Origin of the sequence: Nocardioides sp. cx-169, assembly GCF_021083605.1 — a bacterium.
GTDB lineage: Bacteria > Actinomycetota > Actinomycetes > Propionibacteriales > Nocardioidaceae > Nocardioides.
Genome location: NZ_JAJNRO010000002.1, coordinates 417139 through 441342, shown reverse-complemented (window position 1 = coordinate 441342; position 24204 = coordinate 417139). Strand labels below are relative to the sequence as shown.

Here is a 24204-nt window from a genome sequence, read left to right as displayed (position 1 = left end):
GGCCCGAGGGCCCCGGGCCCGGCGGCCGGATCGAGCCGATCGAGCTGCAGACCTCCATGCAGCGCGCCTACATCGACTACGCGATGGCGGTCATCGTCGGCCGGGCGCTGCCCGACGTACGCGACGGCCTGAAGCCGGTGCACCGCCGGGTGATCTACGCGATGTTCGACGGCGGCTACCGCCCCGACCGCGGCTTCTCGAAGTGCTCGCGCGTCGTCGGTGACGTCATGGGTCAGTACCACCCGCACGGCGACACCGCGATCTACGACACCCTGGTGCGCCTGGCGCAGCCCTGGGTGATGCGCGCGCCGCTGGTGCAGGGCCAGGGCAACTTCGGCTCGCCGGGCAACGACTCCGCCGCCGCCATGCGCTACACCGAGTGCCGCATGGCGCCGCTCGCGCTGGAGATGGTGCGCGACATCGGCGAGGACACCGTCGACTTCCAGCCCAACTACGACGGCCGCTCGCAGGAGCCGGTCGTCCTGCCCGCGCGCTACCCCAACCTCCTGGTCAACGGCTCGGCCGGCATCGCGGTCGGCATGGCCACGAGCATCCCGCCGCACAACCTGCGCGAGGTCGCCGAGGGCGCCAAGTGGGCACTCGAGCACCCCGACGCCTCGCGTGAGGAGCTGCTCGACGCGCTGCTGGAGCGGGTCAAGGGTCCCGACTTCCCCAACGGCGCCATGATCGTCGGCCACGAGGGCATCGAGCAGGCCTACCGCACCGGCCGCGGCTCGATCACCCAGCGCGCCGTCATCGAGGTCGACGAGGACAACCGCGGGCGCACGATCCTCTCGATCACCGAGCTGCCCTACATGGTCAACCCCGACAACCTCGCGCTCAAGATCGCCGAGCTCGCCGACTCCGGCCGGGTGCAGGGCATCTCCGCCGTACGCGACGACTCCTCGGGTCGCACCGGCCAGCGCCTGGTCGTGGTGCTCAAGCGCGACGCCGTCGCCCGCGTCGTGCTCAACAACCTGCTCAAGCACACCGAGCTGCAGACCAACTTCAGCGCCAACATGCTGGCCCTGGTCGACGGCGTGCCGCGCACGCTCTCGATCGACCAGTTCATCAGCAACTGGGTCACCCACCAGGTCGAGGTCATCCAGCGCCGCACGCGCTACCGCCTGGCCGAGGCCGAGCGCCGGGCCCACATCTACCGCGGCCTGGTGAAGGCGCTCGACCAGCTCGACGAGGTCATCGCGCTGATCCGCCGCTCGCCCGACGTCGCCGAGGCCCGCACGGGCCTGATCGAGCTCCTCGACATCGACGAGGAGCAGGCCGACGCGATCCTGCAGATGCAGCTGCGGCAGCTCGCCGCCCTGCAGCGCCAGAAGATCATCGACGAGCTGGCCGAGCTCGAGCTGAAGATCGCCGACCTCGAGGACATCCTCGCCAACGAGGCGCGCCAGCGGCAGATCATCGGCGACGAGCTCACCGAGATCACCGACAAGTACGGCGACGAGCGGCGCACCCAGATCATCGCGGCCGACGGGGACCTCTCGATGGAGGACCTGATCCCCGACGAGGACCTGGTCGTCTCGATCACCCGCGGCGGCTACGCCAAGCGCACCCGCGCCGACCAGTACCGCTCGCAGAAGCGCGGCGGCAAGGGCGTGCGCGGCGCGACGCTGCGCGGCGACGACGTCGTGGAGCACTTCATCGCGACCACCAACCACCACTGGCTGCTGTTCTTCACGACGGCCGGTCGCGTCTACCGGACCAAGGCCTACAACCTGCCCGAGGCCTCGCGCGACGCCAAGGGCGGCCACGTGGCCGGGCTGCTCAGCTTCCAGCCGGACGAGTCGATCGCCCAGGTGCTGGCGATCCGCGACTACGAGCAGGCGCCCTACCTGGTGCTCGCGACGCGCAACGGCCTGGTGAAGAAGACCCGGCTGGGCGACTACAACAGCCCGCGGCAGGCCGGCGTCATCGCGATCAACTTCCGCGAGGACGACGACGAGCTGATCGGCGCCGAGCTGGTCAACGCCGAGGACGACATCCTGCTGGTCTCGCGCAAGGGCTCGGCCATCCGGTTCCGCGCCGACGACGCGCAGCTGCGGCCGATGGGCCGGGCGACGTCCGGGGTGTCGGGCATGAAGTTCCGCAGTGACGACGACGCGGTGCTGTCGATGTCGGTCATCCGCGCGGCCCAGGCGGCGACGGAGGACTCCGACGAGAACGTCCAGTACGTCTTCACGATCACCGACGGCGGCTTCGCCAAGCGCACCCGGATCAGCGAGTACCGGCTGACCAACCGCGGCGGACTCGGCGTACGCGCCATGGCCCTGGCCAACGAGGACCGCGGCGGTCTGGTGGGCGGCTTCATCGTCGAGGACGGCGACGAGGTGCTGGCGATCACCCAGAGCGGGCAGGTCGTCCGCAGCCCGATCAACGCGGACTTCCGGCCCACCGGGCGCTCCACGATGGGCGTCAAGTTCGTCTCGCCCAAGGCCGGGGACTCCGTGGTCGTCGTGGCTCGGTCGGTCGAGGCCAAGGTCATCGAGGAGGCCGAGGAGAACGCGGAGCACAACGCCGCGGAGTCGGCCACGGAGACGGGCGAGTCGTCGGATGTGGGCGCGGATGTCACAATCGAGGAGTCCACTGACACGGAGAACCCCGACGACAGGCGAGAGTGAGGGCTGATGACGGAGCGTTCCGCCCAGCCAGCCACCCCCCGCACCCAGACCCGCGCCGGGTCGGATCGCCCGACGGCGGACGACACCGCCGTACGGCCTGCGCTGCGTGAGCGGATCCAGGCCAAGGTCGCCAACGTCACCGACGAGCACCGCGCCAACGCGGAGCCGGAGTCGAATAAGGCGGCCACGAAGGCCGCCGGCCCCGGCAAGCCGCCGCGGCGCGCCCGCCTCCGGCTGACCCGGATCGACCCGTGGTCGGTGATGAAGACGGCGTTCCTGCTCTCGGTCGCCTTCGGCGTCGTCACCGTCGTGTCCGTCGTGATGGTGTGGTCGGTGCTCGGCGCCGCCGGCACCTGGGACTCGATCAACGACGCCATCCGCGACAGCATCGGCGGCACGGAGACGGCCAACTTCGACATCGAGAACTACATCGGCACCTCGCGGGTCGTCGGCTTCACGATGCTCGTCGCCGCGGTCGACGTGATCCTGCTGACCGCGATCGCGACCCTCGGCGCCTTCCTCTACAACATGGCCGCCGCGCTGCTCGGCGGCATCGAGGTCACCCTCGCGGAGGACAACAACTGACCTGTGCCGCGAGGTGCCCCGGCCGTTTTGTGGGGCGCGTTCGCGGTGGGGTAATGTTCGCGGCTGGCAGTCGCCATACGGGCCTATAGCTCAGACGGTTAGAGCGCTTCCCTGATAAGGAAGAGGTCAGAGGTTCAAGTCCTCTTAGGCCCACCACCCACCCATCCGGGGCACCGCCCCACCTGCCACGGGAGACAGCATGAAGAAGGCCCTTCTGGTCCTCCTCGCCGTCGGCGGCGCCGTCCTGGCCCGCCGCAAGGCCGCCGAGAGCCGCGCCGAGCAGGCCCTGTGGGCCGAGGCCACCGACAACGTCGAGAAGGCCTGACCGCCTCTCCGCTCGGGGCCTTGGCGCAATTGGTAGCGCACCTGCTTTGCAAGCAGGGGGTTAGGGGTTCGAGTCCCCTAGGCTCCACCGTTCTACGGGTCCGCCCGCCACCGTGGCGGACGCTCCACGCAACTCCATCGTGGGGGCGGAGGACACGCCCTCGATCCACTCGCGCGTCCTCGACCATCGACGGCCCGACGACTTCTCGAGCAGAGCAGCCGGCCACGTGTGTCTGGGGCCGATCGACAACGGACCGTTCTATACGATCAAGGTCGTTCCCCCTGGGGACCTCGGCACATGCGGCGGCGTCAAGGCGGACGAGTCGGCCCGTGCCCTGCGTGAAGACGGACCGTCATCGAGGGTCTCTACGCGATCGGCAACGCCGCGGGCAACGCATTCGCGAGGGTCTACCCCGGCCCGGGTGCCACCATCGCTCAGGGACTCGTATTCGGCTACGTGGCCGCTCGCCAGCAGCCGGTACGCTGAGTTCGCCCGTGTCATGAGCGCGCGGCTCGGCTGTCTTGCAAGCAGGCAGCCAAGCTGGGCAACGTCCGTCAGCAGCCGTGGGCGATCACGGCGCGCTTGCTGATCCTCCCCCGGCCGATCTCATGTCGAAGACGACGTCCTGGGTGAGGGCGTGAGCGCGAACATGTCGGCGAGCAGTTCGTGGGAGCGCATGCGGTCGGCGGGATCGGCGATGAGATCTTGGATCATCAGCTCGTCGGCGCCGCTCGCCTCGACCATCTGCTCGAGAGTCACACGTACGTCCTCCGGGCCACCGGCGACGAACCGCGGCCACTGACCGTCGGTGATGCTGGTCGGCTCGGCCTGCTGGGCCGGGGTGAGCTCGCCGGCAGCCTCATCGGCCGACGGGACCGTGGCCCCGCCGCCCATCCGGCCTAACCGGGCGTAGAAGCCCTTGGCCGAGCCCACCAGCCGCTCACCGTCGGCGACGGTCTCACCGACGGAGACGTTGACCGCGAGGATCGCGCGCGGCGACTCGAGGCCGAAGCCCTGAGGGCGGAACGATTCGCGGTAGTGGCGCAGGGAAGGAGCAGCCCCGGGCGGGTTGATGAATCCGGCGAACGTGTAGCCGATACCGAGCCCGGCCGCCAAGTTGGAACCGTTCGGGCTCGATCCCAACAACCAGGTCTGCGGCACGTGGGGCACTGTCGGCATCAGGGGGTTCCCGGCAAACGCGTGGTCCTCGGGAAACGTCCCATACAGCCAAGACAGCGTCTCCAGTACCTGCTGCTGATGGTCCAGCTGGAGCCGGCTGCGCCGGTCCTGCTGAAGGGCCAGGTCGATCACCGGGCCGGCTGTCGCGCGTCCCATGCCCAGGTCCACGCGACCCGGAGCCATCGCCTCGAGCTGCTGGAACAGCTCAGCCACCTTGAACGGGCTGTAGTGGTTCATCAGGACCGCCCCCGAACCCAACCTGATGCTCGACGTCTGCGCAGCCGCTGCGGCGATCAGCAGCTCGGGGTGGTGCGAGGCGCCGGAGCGACTCAGGTGGTGCTCGGCGAACCAGACCCGGTGGAACCCGAACTGTTCGGCATGGCGCGTGACAGCCAGCGAGTCAGCCAGGGCGTCGCTTTCGGAGGTACCGGGTGCGACGGTCCCAAGGTCGACTATCGACACCTTCATGGGGCAGTTCTCCTCGCAGTTTCTCGTGTGTCTCTTGGCCGATCGCGGCACCGTCGGCGCCGTTGCCCGCCGCTCCGGGTATGACCTTCCGCCTGCGTCCTGGTCGCTGTTGGAGCATCTTGACGCCCGGGGAGCACTGCGGGTCTCCGACATCGCGGCGTTGTCACGGGGTCGATATCTCGTCCGTGACGCCCCGCCTGAAGCGTCTTGAGGCAGCCGGGCTAGTTGCCCGAGGGCGGGTGCCGACGGACGCCCGCGCCGTCCTGATCAACATTACCGAGGAGGGGACCCGAGCGCTCGAAAGCGTGCACGCAGCGCGACGCGAGATTCTCAAGCAGGCCGTCAAGGGGATCGACGCCTCGAGTCTCACCACCACCGCCGAGGTGCTTTCCCTGTTGACCGAGCGCCTCGCGTCCGAGCCCTTCACGATCGAGCAACGGCCCTGAACACTAAGCGCACGTGATCACCGGCGAAGAGGCGCTCGGTCGTCGTCAGCGTGACCCAGGCGTGCTGTCGGGGGCAGGTTTGCCTGGTCTGCCGCGAGCACGTTGACCCCGAAGCGGACCCCACCCTCAGCCTGGACAGGGTGGTCGACCCGTAGTCGAGGGAGACGAGCATCATGGGCGGTTCCATCGTGAGCGACATGAATGCGCTGGCCGTGAGGAGACCAACGCCTTGGGCGCCAAGGACGCCGGGCGCCAGGCGGGCTGGATGGCACTCGCCGTGGCCGCAAGCGGTGTATCGGCCCAGGAGTGGCGCGGCGAGATCAGCGAGCTGCTCTTCGCGGTCGGGCGGCGAAGCGGGCACGACCGGTTCTCGCCTCCGCCCGCGTGGTGATCCGGAGCGGATGACAGTACCTCCAACCGGGCCGGCGCCGTGCTCGGCCGGCGGGACGTTGCCAGAGTCGAGGCGAGTCTGCGGTTGTGGTAGCAGTCGACCTAGCCGGCAGCGGCATCAGACCTGGGGCGCTTCAGTTGCGCGCAACTCCTTCCGCCGAGGGGCCTGGGTCGTGGCGCCGAACCTCTGACGGTGTCCAGGACAGGCGCCGATGCAACGAGCCGTGTCCGAAAGGTGCCAATACTTCGACAACTACTGCTACGGGGTGCGGCCTGCGGCACCATCACCAGCGTGATCTTCTCCCCCGCGTGTCTCTCCCGCACGTGCCTCCGTGTCTTGGTGGCGCTTGTGATGGTGGGCGTTGGGGCCGTGATCTCGCCGGCGCCGGCTTCCGCGGACGCCGGCGGTCGCGGGTTCTACATCCCCGGCGCGTTCGCGAAGGTGAGCGCCGGGGAGTCGATGACCTTCAGGGCCTACATGGACGACTACACGCCCGTCCCGAAGATCTTCGTGGACCCCGCGTCGGCGTCGGTGTGTCAGATCACCGGCTACGACCGCAGCACCTGGCGCCTGACCGTGGCAATGCTCAAAGGCGGCACGTGCACCATCTGGTACGAGTACACGACTCCTAGCGTGCGGGCTCGTTCTGACATTCCGGTCGACCCGCACGTGCGCCAGGGCGTCACTGTCGAGAACGCCCCCACCACCGTCCCACTCGGTGCCGGGCAGGCCACCTTCATTGCCTACTCCGATGGTGACCACGGGGCGCTCGACGTCGTGCAAGCCGTCGTGCAGGGCAGCGGAATCGAGACCTGTCGGGTCACCGGCTACGACCGCAGCACCTACCGGGTCACCGTGGCCCTGTTGCGCGGCGTGGTGTGCAACATCCGTCTGGCCCGCAACGAGACTGCCGTCTACCACGCCTCGGAGCGGTACTTCCAGTTCAACATCGACGACCCTCAGTCAGACCAGAGCCTCGTCTGGTCACCCGTTGCCAGTGTGCCGTCGTGGGCTGACACGCCGTTGACGCTGGATGGCACCGCGACCTCCGGGTTGCCGATCACCTACACGTCGACGACACCGCATCTGTGCACCACTGAAGGCAACACGCTCCATGTGGTGGACGGTGTCGGGCTGCTACCGAACCTCTACGGCTACTGCACCGTCACGGCCTCCCAGCCCGGCAACGCCCAGTGGTACCCGGCCGCGCCCCTCACGCGCACCATCAAGCTGACTCCTCAAGAGCGCACCCAGACGGTGACCTGGCCTTACGACCCGTATCAGCGACTGGGCCCTGCGGGCGGCGACACGCTCGTCGTGCAGGCCTCTGTCGACTCTGGCCGGTCGCTGAGCTACCAGAGCCTGACGCCTCACGTGTGCACCGTGTCCGGCAACGTGGTCACGAACAGCGTCACCTATGTCCGCGACACCTGCCGAATCCGCGCGACTGCGGCTGGCGCCTACGGCTCCTGGGAGAGCGCCAGCGCCGACATCGGCATCCCGGTGATGGCGTCCACCCGGCCCCCGGAGTTCTACACCAACCAGCTGGTCTTCCCTCAGATCTCCAGCCGCGAGATCGTCGCCGGACCTTTCGACATTGAGGCCAAGGGTGCGTTGCCCGTCACCGTGTACACCCTGAGCGCCGGGGTCTGCACGGTCTCGGGCAGGACGGTCACACCGCTCACGGTCGGCACGTGCACGCTGCGCGCGATCCAGAGCCAGAACCAGTACCAGCAGGCGGTCGTGAAGGAGCAGTCCTTCCAGATCGCTGCGGGGCACCAGCAGCTCGACTTCCCGATGCTCGCTGACCGTGTGGCCACCGACGACCCGTTCACGCTGACCGCGCGCACGTCGTCGGGTCTGGCGGTCGAGTTCGCCAGCCTGACCCCGCAGGTGTGCACCCTGTCTGGTGGCAGCATCACCCTGCACGGTGCGGGGACCTGCACGGTGCGTGCCGAAGCCGGCAACGCCCTGTGGGCGGCTGTCTCCCAGGACCGCTCTTTCGAGGTCACCGCCGCCGCGCAGACCCTCGACTTCCCCGCCCCCGCCGACCGCGTGGCCACCGACGACCCGTTCACGCTGGCCGCCTCGACCAGCTCGGGGGTGCCTGTGAGGTTCACGAGCGCGACTCCTGGGGTGTGCGCGGTGGATGGCGACGTGCTCTCGCTTCTCACCCACGGGACCTGCACGGTGCGTGCCGAGGCCGGCAACGCCCTGTGGGCGCCTGTCTCTGAGGAGCGGTCCTTCGAGGTCACCGCGGCCGCGCAGACCCTCGACTTCCCCGCCCCCGCCGATCGCGTGGCCACCGACGACCCGTTCACGCTGGCCGCCTCGACCAGCTCGGGGGTGCCTGTGAGGTTCACGAGCGCGACTCCTGGGGTGTGCGCGGTGGATGGCGACGTGCTCTCGCTTCTCACCCACGGGACCTGCACGGTGCGTGCCGAGGCCGGCAACGCCCTGTGGGCGGCTGTCTCTGAGGAGCGGTCCTTCGAGGTCACCGCCGCCGCGCAGACCCTCGACTTCTCCGCGCCCGCGGACCGCGTGGCCACCGACGACCCGTTCACGCTGGCCGCGTCATCCGCCTCGGGGGCGCCTGTGACATTCAGCAGCCTGACCCCGCAGGTGTGCACCCTGGCTGGTGACCTGGTCACTCTGCACCGCTCGGGGACCTGCACGGTGCGATCCTCCGCTGCCGGCAACGACGTCTGGGCGCCTGTCTCTGCGCAACGTTCCTTCGAGGTAACCGCGGCCGCGCAGACCCTCGACTTCCCCGCCCCCGCCGACCGCGTGGCCACCGAGGAGCCGTTCACGCTGGCCGCGTCGACCAGCTCGGGGGTGCCTGTGACGTTCACCAGCACCAGTCCGGCGGTGTGCACCCTTACTGGTGACCGGGTCTCCCTGCACGGTGCGGGGACCTGCACCGTGCGTGTCGAGGCCGGCAACGACGTCTGGGCGCCTGTCTCTGCGCAACGTTCCTTCGAGGTCACCGCGGCCGCGCAGACCCTCGACTTCCCCGCGCCCGCGGACCGCGTGGCCACCGACGACCCGTTCACCCTGGCCGCGTCGTCCGCCTCGGGGGCGCCTGTGACCTTCAGCAGCCTGACCCCGCAGGTGTGCACCCTGGCTGGTGGCCTGGTCACTCTGCACCGCTCGGGGACCTGCACGGTGCGATCCTCCGCTGCCGGCAACGACGTCTGGGCGCCTGTCTCTGCGGAGCGGTCCTTCGAGGTCACCGCGGCCGCGCAGACCCTCGACTTCCCCGCGCCCGCCGACCGTGTGGTCACCGACGAGCCGTTCACGCTGGCCGCGTCGACCAGCTCGGGGGCACCTGTGAGGTTCACGAGCGCGACTCCTGGGGTGTGCGCGGTGGACGGCGACGTGGTCTCGCTTCTCACCCACGGCATCTGCACCGTGCGCGCCGAGGCCGGCGACCAGGTGTGGGCTCACGCGTTCGAGGAGCGTTCGTTCGCTGTCTCTGCGCACGACCAGACGATCCAACTGGGCGGACTCGTCGGCACTGCGCTGTCCAGCCGCACTGTCACCGCTGCCGCGACGTCCAGCCTGGGGCTCCCGGTCACGCTCACCTCGACGACGCCGGCCGTGTGCTCGGTCTCCGGTGTCGCCGTCGCGCTCCTCAAGGCCGGGACGTGCACCGTTCGGGCCACCCAGGACGGCACCTCGACGGTGCGTCCCGCGCCCGCGGTGACCGCGTCGTTCCCGGTGTGGGGCACGCCGGCTGCGCCGAAGACCGGCCGTCTGACGCAGATCGTGACGGTGCTGGGACGGGGAGAGTCCGACCTTCGGGTCGTCGCTTCCACTCCCGCCTGCCGCGTCAGCGGTAGCCGTGTGGTCTTCGTGTCGCCCGGCGTCTGCCGTGCCCGCGTGATGGGCACCGGGAGCCGGGTTGTGCGTGTGGTCGTCTCCAAGGTCTCCGCGGGTTACGCCGCGACGTCGGCCAGCCACCTTGCGCGGGCGGGGAAGGTGTCCTTCGCGAAGGGCTCCGCCAAGCTGTCTCCCCGTGCCAAGTCCTCCCTCCGCGTCCAAGCCCGGTCCCTGCGAGGTGCGAAGCTCGTGGTGGTCTACGGCAACCGCAGCGCGGGTGAGTCGTCGGCGCTCGCGGGGGCACGGGCTCGGGCGGTCGTCTCGTACCTGCGCGCCCGCGGCGTCAAGGTCACGATCGCGAAGGTCGGCTTGACTGCGAAGAAGGCGGCCGGCCCCGGCCGGGCCGCAGACCTGTTCGCCTTGCGCTGACGGCACGCTGGGGCGGCTGCCCGTGGGCTGCCGGCGACGCAGACATCTGAATCGGCAAGTGGCCTGGGCTGCTACAGCTCGCTCTCGGCGAGCTTGCGAGCCTGTTCGAGCGCCTCGCGCTCTCCCCGCACGTCGACCACACTCACGATCCGCTCCTCGAACGAACGTGAGTCCGCAGGGACCAGTTGAACGACGCAGACGCGGAACGTGTGGCGACCGACGACTCTTCCGAGCGTCCGGACCAACCGCGAGACCACGACAGCCACCAGCCCGGCGAGACCGCCGGATGCGGCGACCTCGGGCGCAGGGGAGGAGAGCGGGGTGCCCTTGCGGACGACTCGGACGACGTACTGCTCGTCTCGGCGTGAGAGACGCTGACTCTCCCAGACTGTGCCTGCGAGCGTAGAACCGGTGTAGGCCACGGTGCGTCCCTTCTCCTCGAGCGACTGCTGCGGACTGTACGCCTCCTCCGCACGCGCGTGACCGAGGTTCGCGCAGGATCCTCAGGGGCGAGTGCGCCCACCCCGGACGCCTCACCCACTCAACGGCCGAGCACGCCGTAGGCCGCGTCCATGATCGAGATGGTGTCGACCCCGTGCAGTAGGCGTCGTCCACGCTGCTGGACTGGCCGAAGTCGGTGACGCCGAGGTTGCGGATGCGGTCGCCGCGCAGCGCGTGGTCAACCCGATGCGGCGTACGGGCAAGCTGACGGCCACCAAGACGCCTATCTCGCTCTACTCGTGGGAGCGCTCCGACGACCCACCGACCGATCCGGCCTGAGGGTGCCCGGGCGGTGGTCGTCAGCGGCGCCAGAAGAGGTGGTGCACGACCGCGCCGCCCGGGCTGGGCACGACGTCGCGGTGGTAGCGGTCGAGCAGCTCGTCGGGTGAGGTCCACAGCCGCGAGCCCCTGCTCAGCTCCACGGGAGAGACGGCCACGTGGAGGGTGTCGACCAGGCCCGCGTCCAGGAACTGGCGCAGCGACTGGGCGCCGCCGCCGAGGCGCACGTCCTTGCCGTCAGCGGCCGCCAGGGCCGGCTCGAGCACCTCGGCAGGCGAGCCGGAGACGAAGTGGAAGGTCGTGTCGCCGAGCGTGAACGACGGCCGCTCGTGGTGGGTCATGACGAACACCGGGGTGTGGAAGGGCGGCTCGTCGCCCCACCAGCCCTGCCACTCGTGGTCGGTCCAGGGGCCGCGCTGGGGGCCGAACTTGTTGCGTCCCATGATCTCGGCGCCGATGTTGCGGTGGAACTCGCGGACGAGATAGTCGTCGAGCCCCTGGCTGCCGCCGGGGTCGGTGCGGTTCGGCCAGCTCGCGGTGGCCCCGGCCCACGACATCATGACCTGGGGGTCGGCGTGCCCGAACGGGCGCTCGAGGCTCTGCCCCTCGCCCGCGGCGTACCCGTCACTGGACACCACGATGTTGTGTGCGCGCACCAGCTGGCTCACGGTTGCTCCCTGTCGACGCCCGGTGTGTTCATCGAGTGTGACCCTGCGCGCCGGGCGAAGTCATCGGGGAATGGTCACCCAGATCGGGGTCACGCGAACTGGGGATGACGTTCGTGCCGATGACGCTGACCGCGGTCCACCGCGTGGGCCGCGAGGACTCCGGCGTCGGCTCCGGTGTCCTCAACACCGTGCAGCAGGTCGGGGGCGCCCTCGGCCTGGCGATCCTCGGGACCGTGTCGTTGCACGCCGTCAACGCACGCACCCAGGACGTGGCCGGTCCGCTGCGCGAGGGCTTGAGCGCCTCCGGCCTGGATCCGGACGCCGCCGCCCGGCGGAGCCATGTCCTACCTCGACTCCGCTCTCTACACCGCGACCTACACCGACGGCGCGACCCACGCCTTCCTCGGCGCCTCAGGCGAGGAAGGCGGCGATCCGCTCGTGGTAGCCGGGCGGCTCGAGGAGGAACGAGTCGTGGCCGAAGGGGGAGGCGAGCTCGGCCCAGTCGACGTCGACGCCCAGCGCCGCCAGGCGCTCGGCGAGCACCTGGGACTGCCCTGAGTCGAAGCGCCAGTCGGAGTCGAAGGACGTGAGCTGGAAGCGGGCGGTCGTACGGCGCAGCGCCTCGGCGGTGACGTCGTCCGCGAACGGGTCGAAGTAGTCGAGCAGCCGGGTGAGGTAGAGGTAGGACAGCGCGTCGAAGCGGTCGAGGAAGACGTCGCCCTGGTGCTGGAGGTAGTGCTCGACCTCGAAGTCCGGCTCGAACGTCCAGTCGTCGCCCTGCCGGCGGCGGCGGTGCGCGAACTTGGTGTCCAGCGACTGCGCCGACACGTAGGTGATGTGGGCCATCATCCGGGCGACCTTCTGCCCGCGCCAGGGAAAGACGCCCTGCTCGACGTAGCGGCCCTGGCAGAAGTCGGGGTCGGACATGATCGCCTGGCGCCCGGTGGCGGAGAACGCGATGTTCTCCGCCGTCAGCCGCGAGGACGCGGCCACGAGCACCGCTCGGTCGATCGCCTGCGGGTCGTCGATCGCCCACTGCAGCACCTGCATGCCGCCCAAGGACCCGCCGACCGCGGCGTGCAGGCGCTCCACCCCGAGGTGGGCGACCAGCCGTCGGTGCACTGCGACCAGGTCGCTCATGTGCAGCATCGGGAAGTCGAGGCAGTACGGCGCCCCGGTGGCGGGGTCCACCGAGAGCGGCCCGGTCGTGCCCGAGCAGCCGCCGAGCAGGTTCGCGGAGATGACGAAGAACCGGTCGGTGTCGACCGGCTTCCCGGGGCCGATGAGGTTGTCCCACCAGCCGCGCCGCTTGGCTCCGACGTGCAGCCCGGCGGCGTGGGCGTCGCCGGTGAGCGCGTGGCAGACGAAGACCGCGTTGTCCCGCGCGGGCGACAGCTCGCCGTAGGTCTCATAGGCGACCTCGACGTGGTCGAGGCGGCCTCCGCCACGCAGGAGCAGCGGGTCGTCGGCGCCCGCCAGGACGACCCGCTGCGTCTCGACGTAGCCGAGCGCGCCCGTCACTTGCTGGCGGCCAGCGCCTGGTCCAGGTCGGCGATGAGGTCCTCGACGTTCTCGATGCCGATCGACAGGCGGACCATGTCCTCGGGCACGCCGGCGGCGACGAGCTCCTCGGGGGTCAGCTGGCTGTGGGTGGTGGTGGCGTTGTGGATCGCCAGCGACTTGGCGTCGCCGATGTTGGCCAGGTGGCTGAACAGGCCGAGCGACTCGATGAAGCGCTTGCCCCCGTCACGCCCGGACTTCACGCCGAAACTCAGGATGCCGCCGTAGCCCTTGCCGGTGCCGATGCGGTCGTGGACCTCCTTGTAAGGGCTGTCGGCCAGGCCGGGGTAGCTCACCCACGACACCGAGTCGTGCGCGGCGAGGTACTGCGCGACCTGCAGCGCGTTGGCGCTGTGGCGCTCCATGCGCAGGTGCAGCGTCTCGAGGCCCTGGAGGAACAGCCAGGAGTTCATGGGCGTGATCGCCCCGCCGGTGTTGCGCAGCAGCACCGTGCGCGCCCGGATGATGTACGCCGCCGGCCCGACCGCGTCGGTCCACACGACGCCGTGGTAGGCCGGGTCGGGCTTGGTCAGGCCCGGGAACCGGTCGGCGTGGGCGGCCCAGTCGAAGCGCCCGGAGTCCACGATCACGCCGCCGATCGAGGTGCCGTGGCCGCCGATGAACTTGGTCGCGGCGTGCACGACCACGTCGGCGCCCTGCTCCAGCGCGCGCACGAGGTACGGCGTCGGGGCGGTGTTGTCGATGATCAGCGGCAGGCCCAGGGCGTGCGCGGCCTCGGACCAGGCCGGGATGTCGATGACGTTGATCTTGGGGTTGCCGACCGTCTCGCCGAACACCAGGCGGGTCTTGTCGTCGACCGCGGCGGCGAGGTCCTCGGGCTTCTCGGGGTCGACGAAGCGCACCTCGATGCCGAACTGCGGCAGCGTGTGCGCGAACAGCGCGTAGGTGCCGCCGTACAGCGTCGAGAGCGCCACGATGTTGTCGCCGGCGTAGGTCAGGTTGAGCACCGCGTACGTCGTGGCGGTGGAGCCGCTCGCGACGGCGAGCGCGCCCACGCCGCCCTCGAGCTGGGTCATCCGCTGCTCGAAGACGTCCTGGGTCGGGTTCATGATCCGGGTGTAGATGTTGCCCGGCTCGGCGAGGCTGAAGAGGTTGGCGGCGTGCTCGGTGTCGTTGAAGACGTAGGAGGTGGTCTGGTAGATCGGCACCGCCCGGGCGTTCGTCGCGGGGTCGTGCTCCTCCTGGCCGGCATGCACGGCCAGGGTCTCGGGACGGTAGGTCATCTGCGCTCCTGCGGTGATCGGTGGTGCCGGGGTCGTTGCAGCCACCGTAGGCAGGCGCTCGAATCCGCCCGGCCGAGTCCCGAGTGCCGGACACCACCTGAGGGGTCCCCCACGGTGCTCCACGGAAGGAGTACGGGGTCAGGCGTCGCCCCGGGACTACCGGCGGGGGAGGAGGTTGCGGCGCCGCAGGGCCGCCGCCAGCCCGGAGCCGTCGGGCGCCCAGACGGCGGGGGTACCGCCCTCGGTGGCGGCGCTGGTGAGGGGGTCGGGGCCGGTGGGGACACCGTGGTGGGCGAGCTGCTCACCGATGCTGAGCTGGCGGATCGCGATCGCGCGGACCCGGTCGGGGTGGGCGACCGCGGCCTCGGCGTAGATGGTGGGGTCGTGCTGGCCGTCGTCCCCGACCAGCAGCCACCGCACCTGGGGCAGGTCCGCGAAGAGCCGCTCGAGCTGGGCATGCTTGTGGGCCGGTCCGGAGCGGAACCACCCGGTGCTCGTCGGACCCCAGTCGGTCAGGAGCAGCGGGCCGGGCGGGTAACCGTGGCGGGCCAGGAAGTCGCCGAGCGCGGCCGCGGTGTTCCAGGCGCCGGTGGAGAGGTAGCAGAAGACGACGTCGGGATGCGCCCTGACGATGTCGGCGTAGAGACCGGCCATGCCCGGCACCGGCGTGCGGGCGCTCTCGCGCACCAGGAACGCGTTGCGGAAGGCTACGAGCGGACGGGGCAGCATCGTCACGATCACGGTGTCGTCGACGTCGCTCACCACCCCGTACGTCGTCTCCGGACCGACGATGCGCAGCCGGGTCTCGACGGGTGCGGTGTCGCCCACCGACAGCTGGGCGGTGGCCCAGCCCGCCGGCAGGTCGGCCGGCAGCCGGACGTCGACGTAGCCGTCGCGCCCGCTCGTCACGACGTGGGTCTCCTCGCCGAGTCGCACCCTCACGTCGATGCCTTCCGCCGACACCGTGGTGAAGCGGCGCCACCCGCGCCGCTCGGGGCGCTCGTCTCTCGGGGTGCCCGGCGGGGCGAGCAGGACCCGCGCGAGGACCCGCACCCAGCCCGGAGCGCCGTACCCCACGTACGGCGTGAGGTGCGGCGACCAGCCGCGCGCGGTGAGCCGGCGCTCGACGACAGCGTGGATCCCGTCCTCGATCCGGGCGGCGCGGTGGGTCGGGCTCATGCCGGGAACCTACCCGCGCGCCGGGTCGGCGGTGGCACACTGCCCCGGTGAGGTACTGGGGTGCCGCCCTCGCGGTCGCGGCTGCGCTGAGTGCCTGCTCCGCAGAGGTCGAGCCGGCGCCGGCGCCGGCGCCCTCCTCCGCCGGCGCGCCGGCCGACGACCCGGAGGCCGACCCGGACCCGGCGCGTGCGGCGATGGCGCTCGTACCCGCCGACGCGACGAGGCTGGCGGTCACCGACTTCGATCGGGTCCGCCTCGAGCTCGGCGCGCCGCTGCTGACCGGCTCCTCGGGACCCGCGGAGCGGGAGGCCTTCTGGCGCAGGGCGCTCGCGGAGGCTCCGCTGCTGTCGACGGGGGCCCTGCGCCCCTCGGACGCGCGACTGCTGCGCGAGTACGGGTTCGCGCAGGACGACGTCGCCTGGGAGGCGAGCTTCACCGGCCCGTCGGGCGAGGGTTGGGTGGCCGGGCTGCGCGAGGGTCTCGACCTGACCGGCGTACGGCGTGCGGTCGCGGACGGCGTCGGCCCGCTGGCGGGCGGCGTGCTGGACGAGGAGCGCAGGGTGCTGGCCGTGGGGGCCGCGCCCGACGAGGGCGCGAGCTGGGCGGCGGAGCCGGTGCTCGTCGACCTGGTCGGCGGCGCGGCGATGTCGACGTACGTCGAGCGGGGCTGCGTGTCGGCGGCCGAACCGGCGCTGGACGAGCTGGACGAGCTCGAGGCGTGGTCGGTGTCGTTGGGGAGCCTGCTGGCGACGGTGCGGCTCGGGGCGGAGCGCGGCGACGCGTTCGCCCGGGTGCGGCTGGCGGAGCCGCCGTTCGCCGAGGGGGTGGCCGACCCGGTGAGCGGGCGGCTCGGCTACGCGATGACCGACCCCGCGCTGGCGGCGCGCCGCATCCTCGCACGCGACGCGCCGTTCGCGGCGTGTGCGCCCTAGCGACCGCTCGGTGTGCGGGCCGGCTTACCTGCCCTCCGCGTCACCCGGCGGCGGGCGCAGCGACGAGGGGCTGAAGAGGGCCCAGATCCGTCGGCGGAGGGAGACGCCGGCGGCGAGACCGGAGCGGTGGTCGCGCACGAGGGCCCAGAACGCCGCCGCGTCGGCCGCGGGCGGCTCGTCGGCGCCGAAGATCCGGGAGTCGGCCTCGGCGGCCAGGGTCAGGAGCGAGCCGTCACCGGTGGCCCCACCCACGACTCGGGCCTCGGCGGGGCGGGTCAGGCCGGCGGGGACCGGGTGGCCGAGGTCGCGCGCGCGGTCGACCAGCTCGAGCCAGGCGCCGGCGTAGCGCGCGCTGACCCGGCGGGCGGCGAGGCGGCGCCGGCGCCGTAGGACCTTCGCGAGCGGTACGGCGGACAGCAGCAGCACGAGCAGCAGCAGCACCACCCAGCGCCACGGCACGCCGCCGCCGCCGGAGCCGGAGTCCGGAGACGACTCCTCCTGCTGCTCCTCGGCCTGCGGCTCCTCTGCCTCGGGCTCCTGGACCTTGGGGCTCTCGGGCTGAAGAGGTGGGAAGGACCGCAGCTTCGGCCGCTCCACCGCCGACCGCTCGGGTGGCTTGTTCCCCATGAAGGCCTCCGTCGGCAGGGTGCGCCAGCTGCCGTCCTCGATGCGCACCTCCACCCACGCCTGGACGTCCTTGCCGCGGATGGTGCCCGACCTGGGCACGACGGCCCCGACGACCACCCGGGCCGGCACCCCGAGCCGTGTCGCGAGGAGGGCCATGGCGGCGGCGTACTGCTCGTCGTCGCCGACGGTCGGGACCCCGAGCACGAAGTCGTCGCCCAGCCGCTCCTTGGCGTGGCCGGGTCGGTAGATCGCCTCCCAGGACGCGAAGCCGGAGCTGTAGCGCCCGACCTTCTTCAGCCGAGCGGCCACCTGGAAGAGCGCCTGCATGGGGTAGGTCGTGCCGACGGCCCAGGCATCGACCGCGGGCTGGAGGAACGCCGCCTGGTCGTAGAGGTCGGGGTCGAGCTGCTCCGACGGCGACATCCACTGCTTGAGCGGGCCCCCGGTCAGCCCGGTGGCGAACAGGTAGGCGTCGCTCTTCTCGAGGCCGTCGTCCATCACCGCGGTCTGCGTGGCGGGGTTGTAGCGCAGGTGCGACTGGGCGTCCTCGCGCGCGCTCCCCAGGAACTGGAAGGCCCGCACCGCCCCGAGGGTGGGCACCCACGGCATCGTGTAGTTGGCCGTCGGTCGGACCGTGATCCGGCGCTCCTTGCCGGAGGAGGGGTTCTCGATCGTCGTCGAGAGCCGCAGGAAGCGGTCGTCCTCGCGCTCCGGGTCGGTGTCGTTGTCGGCCTGCCAACTGGCGCCGTCGTAGGTGTCGAGGGCGGCCAGCCGCAGACGGGACCCCTTCGGGGCACCCTCGACGTCGAAGAGCTTGGCGTTGAAGACGTTGCCCTCCTTCTTGCCTCGCTGCCGGGTGTAGTGGCGGAACTCGTCGAGCGGGGTCGACAGCTTCTCCACCTCGTACGGCGCCAGGCGGCGGCTGAGCAGCAGCCGCTCGTCCGGCTGCGACGTACTGGCCAGGAGTCCGGCGACCAGCGCCACGACCACCACCAGCGCGACGCTGCCGACCAGCCGCCAGGCCCGCGCGGGGTCGGGACCGTGGGCCGCCTCGTCCACGCGCAGGCCGCGCAAGCGCATCCACCACATGGCCAAGGTGCCGTAGCCGACTCCTTGGAGCAGCACCGACACCGGCTCCGGCTGGGCCAGCAGGAGCACCGCGCCCAGCATGAGCGTGGGGGGCACGAGGGGCAGCGCGGCGCGGGTGCTGCGCAGGGCGAGGGCGGCGCCGACACCGGCCGAGGTGAGGCTGAGCAGCACCGGCGCGATCAGCACCGCGCCGGAGCCGTCGATCGGGGGGTGCGTGCCGAGCAGGATCGGCCAACCCTCGGCGTTGGCGCGGACCCCGGACTCGAGCGTGCGCAGGCCGTCGAGGCGCAGGGTGCCGTCGACGATCGGCCCGGAGGCCAGGTAGTAGCCGATGAGCAGCACCAGGGTCACGATCTCCACGCCGCCGCGGGCGGAGACCACCGTGACCGCGACGAGGATGCCGGTCAGTGCCGCCAACCCGCCCGCGACCCACCAGCCGGGCCCGCGGAAGGTCGACTCCCAGCCGACCAGCGCGATCGCGGTGAGGCCGAAGACCAGCACCAGGTCCCAGACGTGGAAGGGCTGCACGGCCGGCTCGCGCGGTGGGGTCCGCGGCCGGGGGGTGGGCCGCAGGTGCGGCGTCAGGTCGGGGGCGCTCACAGCACGATCCCGCGCACGTGCGAGGCCAGTAGGCCGGGCAGCCGCTCCAGCGCGTCGACGGTGACCAGCTGCGGGCCCTGCGCGCCGGGCGCGTCCGGGTCGGCGTCCGGGTCGGCGCGGAAGCCCAGGAACCGCACGTCGTCGGGGAACGCGTCGCGCACCGCGGGCAGCAGGTCGGTGTCCAGCCGGCTGCCGGACACCACGATGAGCTGGCTGGCGTCGGGCGCGAGGTGCGCCGCCGTACGCGCCGAGACCACCAGGTCCCCCGCGGCCAGCTCGGAGAAGCAGAACGCGTCCAGCACGTGCTGGGCCGCACCCGAGAGCTGCTGGGGACCACAGACCAGGCTCAGGTCGAACTCGTCGAGCGCCACCCTCATGACCACCGACGCCGCGATCTGCAACGCCAGCTCGAAGTCCTCGGGGTCGGCGTAGGCCGAGCGGGTGTCGTCGACCAGGACGACGGCGTGGGTGCGCCGGGTGTCGTGGTACTGCCGGACGTACAGGCGCCCGGCTCGCGCCGACGAGCGCCAGTGGACGTGGCGCAGGTCGTCGCCGCGCACGTACTCGCGCAGGGCGTGGAAGGCCAGGTCGCTCATCGACACCTGGTCGCTGGGCGTGCCCTCGAGGTCCTTCACCGAGCCGGGGCCCAGCCCCTCGACCGAGACCATCCGTGGCCGCACGAGCAGCTCGGCGGGGTCCGACCAGGCGGCGTGGCGCTGGAAGAACCCGAGCGGGTCGGTACGGCGGGCGCCCGCGGGCCCGACCCTGAGGACCCCCCGGCGTACGGCCGGCACCTCGAACTGCTCGGTCACCGGCTGGTTGCGCCGCAGCACCGGCAGCCGCACGTGCACCCGCTGCGCGCCCCGCCGCTCGTCGCGGTCCGCGTCCAGCGGGATCGTGACCAGCGGGTGGTAGAGCGGCGTGAGCCGCAGGTTGGTGACCCGCAGCTCGCCGGCGCCGGTCTCGCCGGCGGTCGTGTGCGCGGGGCGCAGCTCGAGTCGCGCACGCACGCGGGTGGGCAGGGCGAAGAGCAGCAGGGCGACCAGGACCAGGAGCCCGCACATGATCGCGATCAGCCGGAACTCCTCGTAGCCGGCCTGGCCGGCGACGACCGTGCTCACGACCCCCAGCGCGATCACGGACCGGCCGGCCGGGGTCGTGGCCGCGAGGGCGAGGCGCGCCGCGCGGCGCAGGTCAGGCACGGTCGAGGGGCGGAGGCACCGCGGCCAGCAGCTGGCCGACGACGTCCGCGACGCTCACCCCGCTGAACTGCGACTGCGGGTCCAGCAGCAGCCGGTGACACAGCACCGGCTCGGCGAGGGTGTTGATGTCCTCGGGCACGACCGCCGTACGGCCGTCGGCCGCCGCCCAGGTCTTGACCACGCGCACCAGCGCCAGGCAGCCGCGTGCCGAGAGCCCCATGCGCACGTGGCGCAGGTCGCGCGACGCCTCGGCGAGCTGGCGGATGTAGGTCACCAGCGACCGGTCGATGTGCACCTGAGCGGCCAGCGCCGACATCTCGGCGACCATCGCGGTGGTCGCGATCGGCTTGACCAGCTCGGCCCGGTCGCGGATGTGGGAGGACAGCAGCAGCTCCTCGGTGGACTCGGCGTCGGGGTAGCCCACCGAGCTCTTCATCAGGAACCGGTCGAGCTGGGCCTCGGGCAGCCGGTAGGTGCCGGCCTGCTCGATGGGGTTCTGGGTGGCGATCACCATGAAGGGCCGCGGCACGTCGTGGGTGACGCCGTCGACCGTGACGTGCCCCTCCTCCATCACCTCGAGCAGCGCCGACTGGGTCTTGGGGGAGGCGCGGTTGATCTCGTCGGCCAGGACGATGTCGTGGAAGATCGGGCCGGGGTGGAACTCGAAGGTCCCCTTCTGCTGGTCGTAGACCGTGACCCCGGTGACGTCGGTCGGGAGCAGGTCGGGCGTGAACTGGATCCGCGCGTGGCTGCCCTCCACGGTGTTGGCCAGCGCCCGCGCGAGCATCGTCTTGCCGGTGCCGGGCAGGTCCTCCAGCAGCAGGTGGCCCTCGGAAAGCAGGCAGGTGAGGGAGAGCCTGATCACGTGGTCCTTGCCCAGCAGGGCCTGGCCCATGTTGTCGGCCATGTCGGTGAACCCCGCGCGGAACCAGTGCGCCTGCTCGGTGCTCAACGTCATGGCGGGAGGCTACCGCTCGTCGCGGCACCTGGGGCGGGCTCGCGGCCGGATCCCCGGCCAGCCGGGTACTCATCCCGCGTCCGTACCCTGGAGGGGTGCGTGCCTTCCTCACCCCCCGGATGATCGGCGCCCACCTGCTCGCGCTGGTGTGCGTGGGGATCGCCGGTGGGTTGGGCGTGTGGCAGTTCGACGCCTGGCAGCGCACGCGCGCCGCCGAGGCCAAGGACCTGACCCAGGTCGACCCGGTGCCCCTGACCGACGTGATGGGTAGCGACGACCCCTTCCCGCCGGGCCAGGTCGGGCACCCGGTGGAGGTGTCCGGCACCTGGTTGCCGGACTCGACGGTGTTCGTCTCCGGCCGCGAGGTCGACGGGGTGGAGGGATTCTGGGTGGTGACGCCGCTCGCCGTCGGGGACGCGGACGCCCCCGCCCTGCCCGTCGTGCGCGGCTGGTCGCGGACGACCGAGGGCGTCCCCGCGCCGCCGACCGGCACCGCCGACCTGGTCGCCTGGCTGCAGCCGACCGAGGGCACCGGGCAGGTCGACGACGACCCGCGCGACGACGTACTGCCGCAGATGCGCACGGGCGACCTGGTGCAGCACGTCGACCAGGACCTCTACGGCGCCTACGGTGTCGCCACCGAACCGCTCGACGGCCTCGAGCCCGCGACCCTCGAGCAGCTGCCCTCCCCGGGCAGCCTCACCGGCCTGCGCAACTTCCTGTACGCCCTGGAGTGGTGGGTCTTCGGCGCGTTCGCGGCCTTCATCTGGTGGCGTTACGTGCGTGAGGAGTCGCTCACCCCGGAGCCGGAAATCGCAGAGGACCGGGTACGTTCGGAGGTGTGAACGGCACTCTGACCCGCTACCGCGTGATGGCCACGATCGTTGGCGTCCTGCTGATCGTGTTGATCCTGGTGGGGATGCCGCTGAAGTACCTGTTCGAGGACGGCTCCGGCGCGCAGGAGGCCGGCGCCTGGATCACCACCAACCTCGGCGTGGCCCACGGCTGGCTCTACATGATCTTCCTGGTGACGGCGTTCCTGCTCTCCCGCAGGGCCGGCTGGGACCTCGGCTTCACGGTCGTGACGCTGCTGTGCGGCACGGTCCCGGTGCTCAGCTTCTGGGCCGAGCACCGCGCCACCGCCCGGGTGCGCGCCGAGCACGCCGACGAGCTGTCCTCGCACGCCAGCGCGGTCTAGCCCCGTGACGACCGCGTTCGTCCTCGGTGGGGGCGGGGTGCTGGGCGCGGTCGAGGTGGGCATGCTGAGGGCGCTGTTCGAGCACGACGTGACGCCCGAGCTCGTCCTCGGCACCAGCGTCGGCGCCCTCAACGGCGCCCTGGTCGCGCGCCAGCCCACACTGGACGTGGTGCCCCGCCTGCTCGAGCTCTGGCGCGGGGCGAGCGAGTCCGGCCGCGAGGTCTACGGCGACAAGCCGCTGCGCACGGTGCGGCGGGCGGTGGCCACCGGCACCCACATCTACTCCGCCGAGCCGCTGACCCAGCGGCTGCGCGACGAGCTCGGCGACGTCACCTTCGAGGAGCTGCCGGTGCGGCTCCAGGTCGTCGCGGCCAGCATCGAGCGGGCAGCCGAGCACTGGTTCGACTCCGGCCCGGTGGTCGACGCCGTGGTCGCGAGCGCCGCCGTACCCGGCCTGCTGCCGCCAGCCCAGGTCGGCGACGAGCACTTCCTCGACGGCGGGATCGTCAACTCCATCCCGCTCGGCCGGGCCGTCCAGCTCGGCGCGACCCGGGTCTTCGTGCTGCAGGTGGGCCGCATCGACCGGCCGCTCGCGGTGCCGCGCCGACCGTGGGAGGTGGCCAGGGTGTCCTTCGAGATCGCGCGTCGGCACCGCTTCGTACGCGAGCTCTCCGAGCTGCCCGACGGCGTCGAGTGCCACGTCCTGCCGGCGCGAGGCACGTCCGCCCGCGACGACACCCTCTTCGGCACCCGCGACTTCCGCACCGTCGAGGCCCGGATCGAGCGGACGTACGAGGCCGCCCGCGACTACCTGGACGAGCACCTGTGAGCGCCGCATGATCCGCGTCGTACGGCGGGTGGTGGTCGCGCCAGCCGTGGTGCTGCTGGCCGTCCTGCTGTGGCTCACGCTCCCCTGGTGGCTGGTCGTGGCGGCCGCCGTGTCGCTCCGGCTGCCTGGCCGGTGGCGGGCGCTGCGGCTGGCCTGGGTGGTCGTCCTCTACCTGAGCATCGAGGCGGTGATGCTGGCCGTCCTGCTGGGGCTGTGGCTGGCCAGCGGGTTCGGGCGCCGCATCCGCACGCCGTACTTCGAGGGGATCCACTACGACCTGGTGCAGGGCGTGATGTGGGTGTTCTTCCGCGAGGCGAAGCGGGTGCTCAAGCTGACCATCGAGACCGACGGCCCGAGCCCCGACGCGCACCCCGGGCGGCCGATCCTGGTCGCGTGCCGGCACGCCGGGCCGGGCGACTCGTTCACGCTGGTGCACGCGCTGATGCACTGGTACGGCCGCGAGCCGCGGGTCGTGCTCAAGGACACGCTCGCCTGGGACCCGATGATCGACGTGGTGCTGCGCCGGGTCCCGGCCCGCTTCATCTCGCCCAGCCCCGGCGCCGGCGAGGACCTCGAGAGCCAGATCGCCGCCCTGGCCAGCGACCTCGACGAGAACGACGCCTTCGTGATCTTCCCCGAGGGCGGCAACTTCACCCCAGCGCGGCGGCAGCGCGCGATCGACCGGCTCCGCCGGATCGGGATGGAGCGGATGGCCCAGCGCGCGGAGGCGATGACCAACGTCCTGGCGCCCCGGCCCGGCGGCTTCCTCGCCGCGCTGGACGCCGCGCCGGAGGCCGACGTGGTGCTCGTGGCCCACACCGGGCTCGACCACCTGCTCACCGTCGGCGACCTATGGCGCGAGCTGCCGATGGACAAGCGGATCGTGATGCGGTGGTGGACCGTGCCGCGCGACGAGATCCCTGCCGGTCGCGAGGAGCGCATCGAGTGGCTCTTCGACTGGTGGCAGCGCATCGACGACTGGATCGAGGCCTACGACGCCGCCCCCGCCGGCCCGCCGTCACCAACGTCACGTAAATGACGCTGACCCGTCACG

20 protein-coding genes and 2 tRNA genes are annotated in these 24204 nt (G+C 71.6%); 12 read left to right on the top strand and 10 right to left on the bottom strand.

Annotation, left to right across the window (positions count from 1 at the left end):
• The first annotated feature begins 56 nt into the window (after positions 1-56).
• From gyrA to LRP67_RS03315, 5 genes are all read left to right on the top strand, one after another.
• Positions 57-2639: a DNA gyrase subunit A gene (gyrA, locus tag LRP67_RS03335; protein WP_231268994.1), complete on the top strand. Its 2583-nt coding sequence runs from the start codon at positions 57-59 to the stop codon at positions 2637-2639.
• A 6-nt stretch (positions 2640-2645) separates the two neighbouring features.
• A complete protein-coding gene (locus LRP67_RS03330) occupies positions 2646-3224 on the top strand; it encodes a DUF3566 domain-containing protein (RefSeq protein ID WP_231268768.1) in 579 nt (192 codons plus the stop codon).
• 79 nt (positions 3225-3303) lie between these two features.
• Positions 3304-3380 (top strand) — tRNA-Ile (locus LRP67_RS03325).
• 43 nt (positions 3381-3423) lie between these two features.
• Positions 3424-3549 carry a DLW-39 family protein gene (locus LRP67_RS03320; protein WP_231241243.1) on the top strand — a complete coding sequence of 42 codons (126 nt, stop codon included), beginning with the start codon at positions 3424-3426 and terminating at the stop codon, positions 3547-3549.
• 14 nt (positions 3550-3563) lie between these two features.
• Positions 3564-3636, top strand: a tRNA-Ala gene (locus tag LRP67_RS03315).
• Positions 3637-4155: 519 nt separating this feature from the next.
• Here LRP67_RS03315 and LRP67_RS03310 read toward each other — a convergent pair.
• Positions 4156-5196 (bottom strand): MsnO8 family LLM class oxidoreductase, encoded by a 1041-nt coding sequence (locus LRP67_RS03310; RefSeq protein WP_231268767.1) that lies wholly within the window; start codon positions 5194-5196, stop codon positions 4156-4158.
• Positions 5197-5276: 80 nt separating this feature from the next.
• Between LRP67_RS03310 and LRP67_RS03305 the strand changes: the two genes are divergently transcribed.
• Together LRP67_RS03305 and LRP67_RS03300 are read left to right on the top strand one after the other, a co-directional pair.
• A complete protein-coding gene (locus LRP67_RS03305; RefSeq protein ID WP_269210977.1) occupies positions 5277-5642 on the top strand; it encodes a MarR family winged helix-turn-helix transcriptional regulator in 366 nt (121 codons plus the stop codon).
• Between the two features lie 760 nt (positions 5643-6402).
• On the top strand, positions 6403-10284 hold the full coding sequence (locus LRP67_RS03300; protein WP_231268765.1) for a hypothetical protein: 3882 nt from the start codon (positions 6403-6405) through the stop codon (positions 10282-10284).
• Positions 10285-10355: 71 nt separating this feature from the next.
• Here LRP67_RS03300 and LRP67_RS03295 read toward each other — a convergent pair whose 3' ends face one another.
• From LRP67_RS03295 to LRP67_RS03270, 6 genes are all read right to left on the bottom strand, one after another.
• The gene (locus tag LRP67_RS03295) at positions 10356-10706 is read right to left on the bottom strand and encodes a hypothetical protein (RefSeq protein ID WP_231268764.1); all 351 of its coding nucleotides are present in this window, start codon (positions 10704-10706) and stop codon (positions 10356-10358) included.
• A gap of 378 nt (positions 10707-11084) precedes the next feature.
• A complete protein-coding gene (locus LRP67_RS03290) occupies positions 11085-11732 on the bottom strand; it encodes a dihydrofolate reductase family protein (RefSeq protein ID WP_231268763.1) in 648 nt (215 codons plus the stop codon).
• Between the two features lie 89 nt (positions 11733-11821).
• A complete protein-coding gene (locus LRP67_RS03285) occupies positions 11822-12073 on the bottom strand; it encodes a hypothetical protein (RefSeq protein ID WP_231268762.1) in 252 nt (83 codons plus the stop codon).
• A gap of 70 nt (positions 12074-12143) precedes the next feature.
• Complete coding sequence (locus LRP67_RS03280; RefSeq protein WP_231268761.1) at positions 12144-13253, bottom strand: homoserine O-acetyltransferase; 1110 nt, start codon at positions 13251-13253, stop codon at positions 12144-12146.
• A complete protein-coding gene (locus LRP67_RS03275) occupies positions 13250-14536 on the bottom strand; it encodes an O-acetylhomoserine aminocarboxypropyltransferase/cysteine synthase family protein (RefSeq protein ID WP_231268760.1) in 1287 nt (428 codons plus the stop codon). The genes LRP67_RS03280 and LRP67_RS03275 overlap by 4 nt, the downstream gene beginning before the upstream one ends.
• A gap of 156 nt (positions 14537-14692) precedes the next feature.
• Entirely contained in the window at positions 14693-15715 is a 1023-nt protein-coding gene (locus LRP67_RS03270; protein ID WP_231268759.1) for an App1 family protein, read from the bottom strand.
• 47 nt (positions 15716-15762) lie between these two features.
• Between LRP67_RS03270 and LRP67_RS03265 the strand changes: the two genes are divergently transcribed.
• Positions 15763-16647: a hypothetical protein gene (locus LRP67_RS03265; protein ID WP_231268758.1), complete on the top strand. Its 885-nt coding sequence runs from the start codon at positions 15763-15765 to the stop codon at positions 16645-16647.
• A gap of 24 nt (positions 16648-16671) precedes the next feature.
• Here LRP67_RS03265 and LRP67_RS03260 read toward each other — a convergent pair whose 3' ends face one another.
• The 3 genes from LRP67_RS03260 to LRP67_RS03250 are packed head-to-tail and all read right to left on the bottom strand — an operon-like array spanning position 16672 to position 21123.
• The gene (locus tag LRP67_RS03260; RefSeq protein ID WP_231268757.1) at positions 16672-18963 is read right to left on the bottom strand and encodes a transglutaminase domain-containing protein; all 2292 of its coding nucleotides are present in this window, start codon (positions 18961-18963) and stop codon (positions 16672-16674) included.
• Positions 18960-20165: a DUF58 domain-containing protein gene (locus tag LRP67_RS03255; RefSeq protein ID WP_231268756.1), complete on the bottom strand. Its 1206-nt coding sequence runs from the start codon at positions 20163-20165 to the stop codon at positions 18960-18962. The genes LRP67_RS03260 and LRP67_RS03255 overlap by 4 nt, the downstream gene beginning before the upstream one ends.
• Positions 20158-21123 carry a MoxR family ATPase gene (locus LRP67_RS03250; protein ID WP_231268755.1) on the bottom strand — a complete coding sequence of 322 codons (966 nt, stop codon included), beginning with the start codon at positions 21121-21123 and terminating at the stop codon, positions 20158-20160. Before LRP67_RS03250 ends, LRP67_RS03255 begins: the two co-directional genes overlap by 8 nt.
• Before the next feature lie 95 nt (positions 21124-21218).
• On the opposite strand from LRP67_RS03250, the gene LRP67_RS03245 reads away from it, so the two are divergent.
• The 4 genes from LRP67_RS03245 to LRP67_RS03230 are packed head-to-tail and all read left to right on the top strand — an operon-like array spanning position 21219 to position 24189.
• Positions 21219-21968 carry an SURF1 family protein gene (locus LRP67_RS03245; protein ID WP_231268754.1) on the top strand — a complete coding sequence of 250 codons (750 nt, stop codon included), beginning with the start codon at positions 21219-21221 and terminating at the stop codon, positions 21966-21968.
• Complete coding sequence (locus tag LRP67_RS03240) at positions 21965-22321, top strand: DUF3817 domain-containing protein (protein WP_231268753.1); 357 nt, start codon at positions 21965-21967, stop codon at positions 22319-22321. The genes LRP67_RS03245 and LRP67_RS03240 overlap by 4 nt, the downstream gene beginning before the upstream one ends.
• 4 nt (positions 22322-22325) lie before the next feature.
• The gene (locus LRP67_RS03235) at positions 22326-23150 is read left to right on the top strand and encodes a patatin-like phospholipase family protein (protein ID WP_231268752.1); all 825 of its coding nucleotides are present in this window, start codon (positions 22326-22328) and stop codon (positions 23148-23150) included.
• Between the two features lie 7 nt (positions 23151-23157).
• On the top strand, positions 23158-24189 hold the full coding sequence (locus LRP67_RS03230; RefSeq protein WP_231268751.1) for a 1-acyl-sn-glycerol-3-phosphate acyltransferase: 1032 nt from the start codon (positions 23158-23160) through the stop codon (positions 24187-24189).
• The last annotated feature ends 15 nt before the right edge of the window (positions 24190-24204 follow it).

Bases quoted from the DNA above. Each gene is read 5' to 3' on its own strand.
- LRP67_RS03250 (WP_231268755.1), bottom strand. From the start codon at position 21,123: ATGACGTTGAGCACCGAGCAGGCGCACTGGTTCCGCGCGGGGTTCACC.
- LRP67_RS03305 (WP_269210977.1), top strand. From the start codon at position 5,277: ATGACCTTCCGCCTGCGTCCTGGTCGCTGTTGGAGCATCTTGACGCCC.
- LRP67_RS03275 (WP_231268760.1), bottom strand. From the start codon at position 14,536: ATGACCTACCGTCCCGAGACCCTGGCCGTGCATGCCGGCCAGGAGGAG.
- LRP67_RS03285 (WP_231268762.1), bottom strand. From the start codon at position 12,073: ATGGCTCCGCCGGGCGGCGGCGTCCGGATCCAGGCCGGAGGCGCTCAA.
- LRP67_RS03270 (WP_231268759.1), bottom strand. From the start codon at position 15,715: ATGAGCCCGACCCACCGCGCCGCCCGGATCGAGGACGGGATCCACGCT.
- LRP67_RS03330 (WP_231268768.1), top strand. From the start codon at position 2,646: ATGACGGAGCGTTCCGCCCAGCCAGCCACCCCCCGCACCCAGACCCGC.
- LRP67_RS03320 (WP_231241243.1), top strand. From the start codon at position 3,424: ATGAAGAAGGCCCTTCTGGTCCTCCTCGCCGTCGGCGGCGCCGTCCTG.
- LRP67_RS03310 (WP_231268767.1), bottom strand. From the start codon at position 5,196: ATGAAGGTGTCGATAGTCGACCTTGGGACCGTCGCACCCGGTACCTCC.
- gyrA (WP_231268994.1), top strand. From the start codon at position 57: ATGCAGCGCGCCTACATCGACTACGCGATGGCGGTCATCGTCGGCCGG.
- LRP67_RS03230 (WP_231268751.1), top strand. From the start codon at position 23,158: ATGATCCGCGTCGTACGGCGGGTGGTGGTCGCGCCAGCCGTGGTGCTG.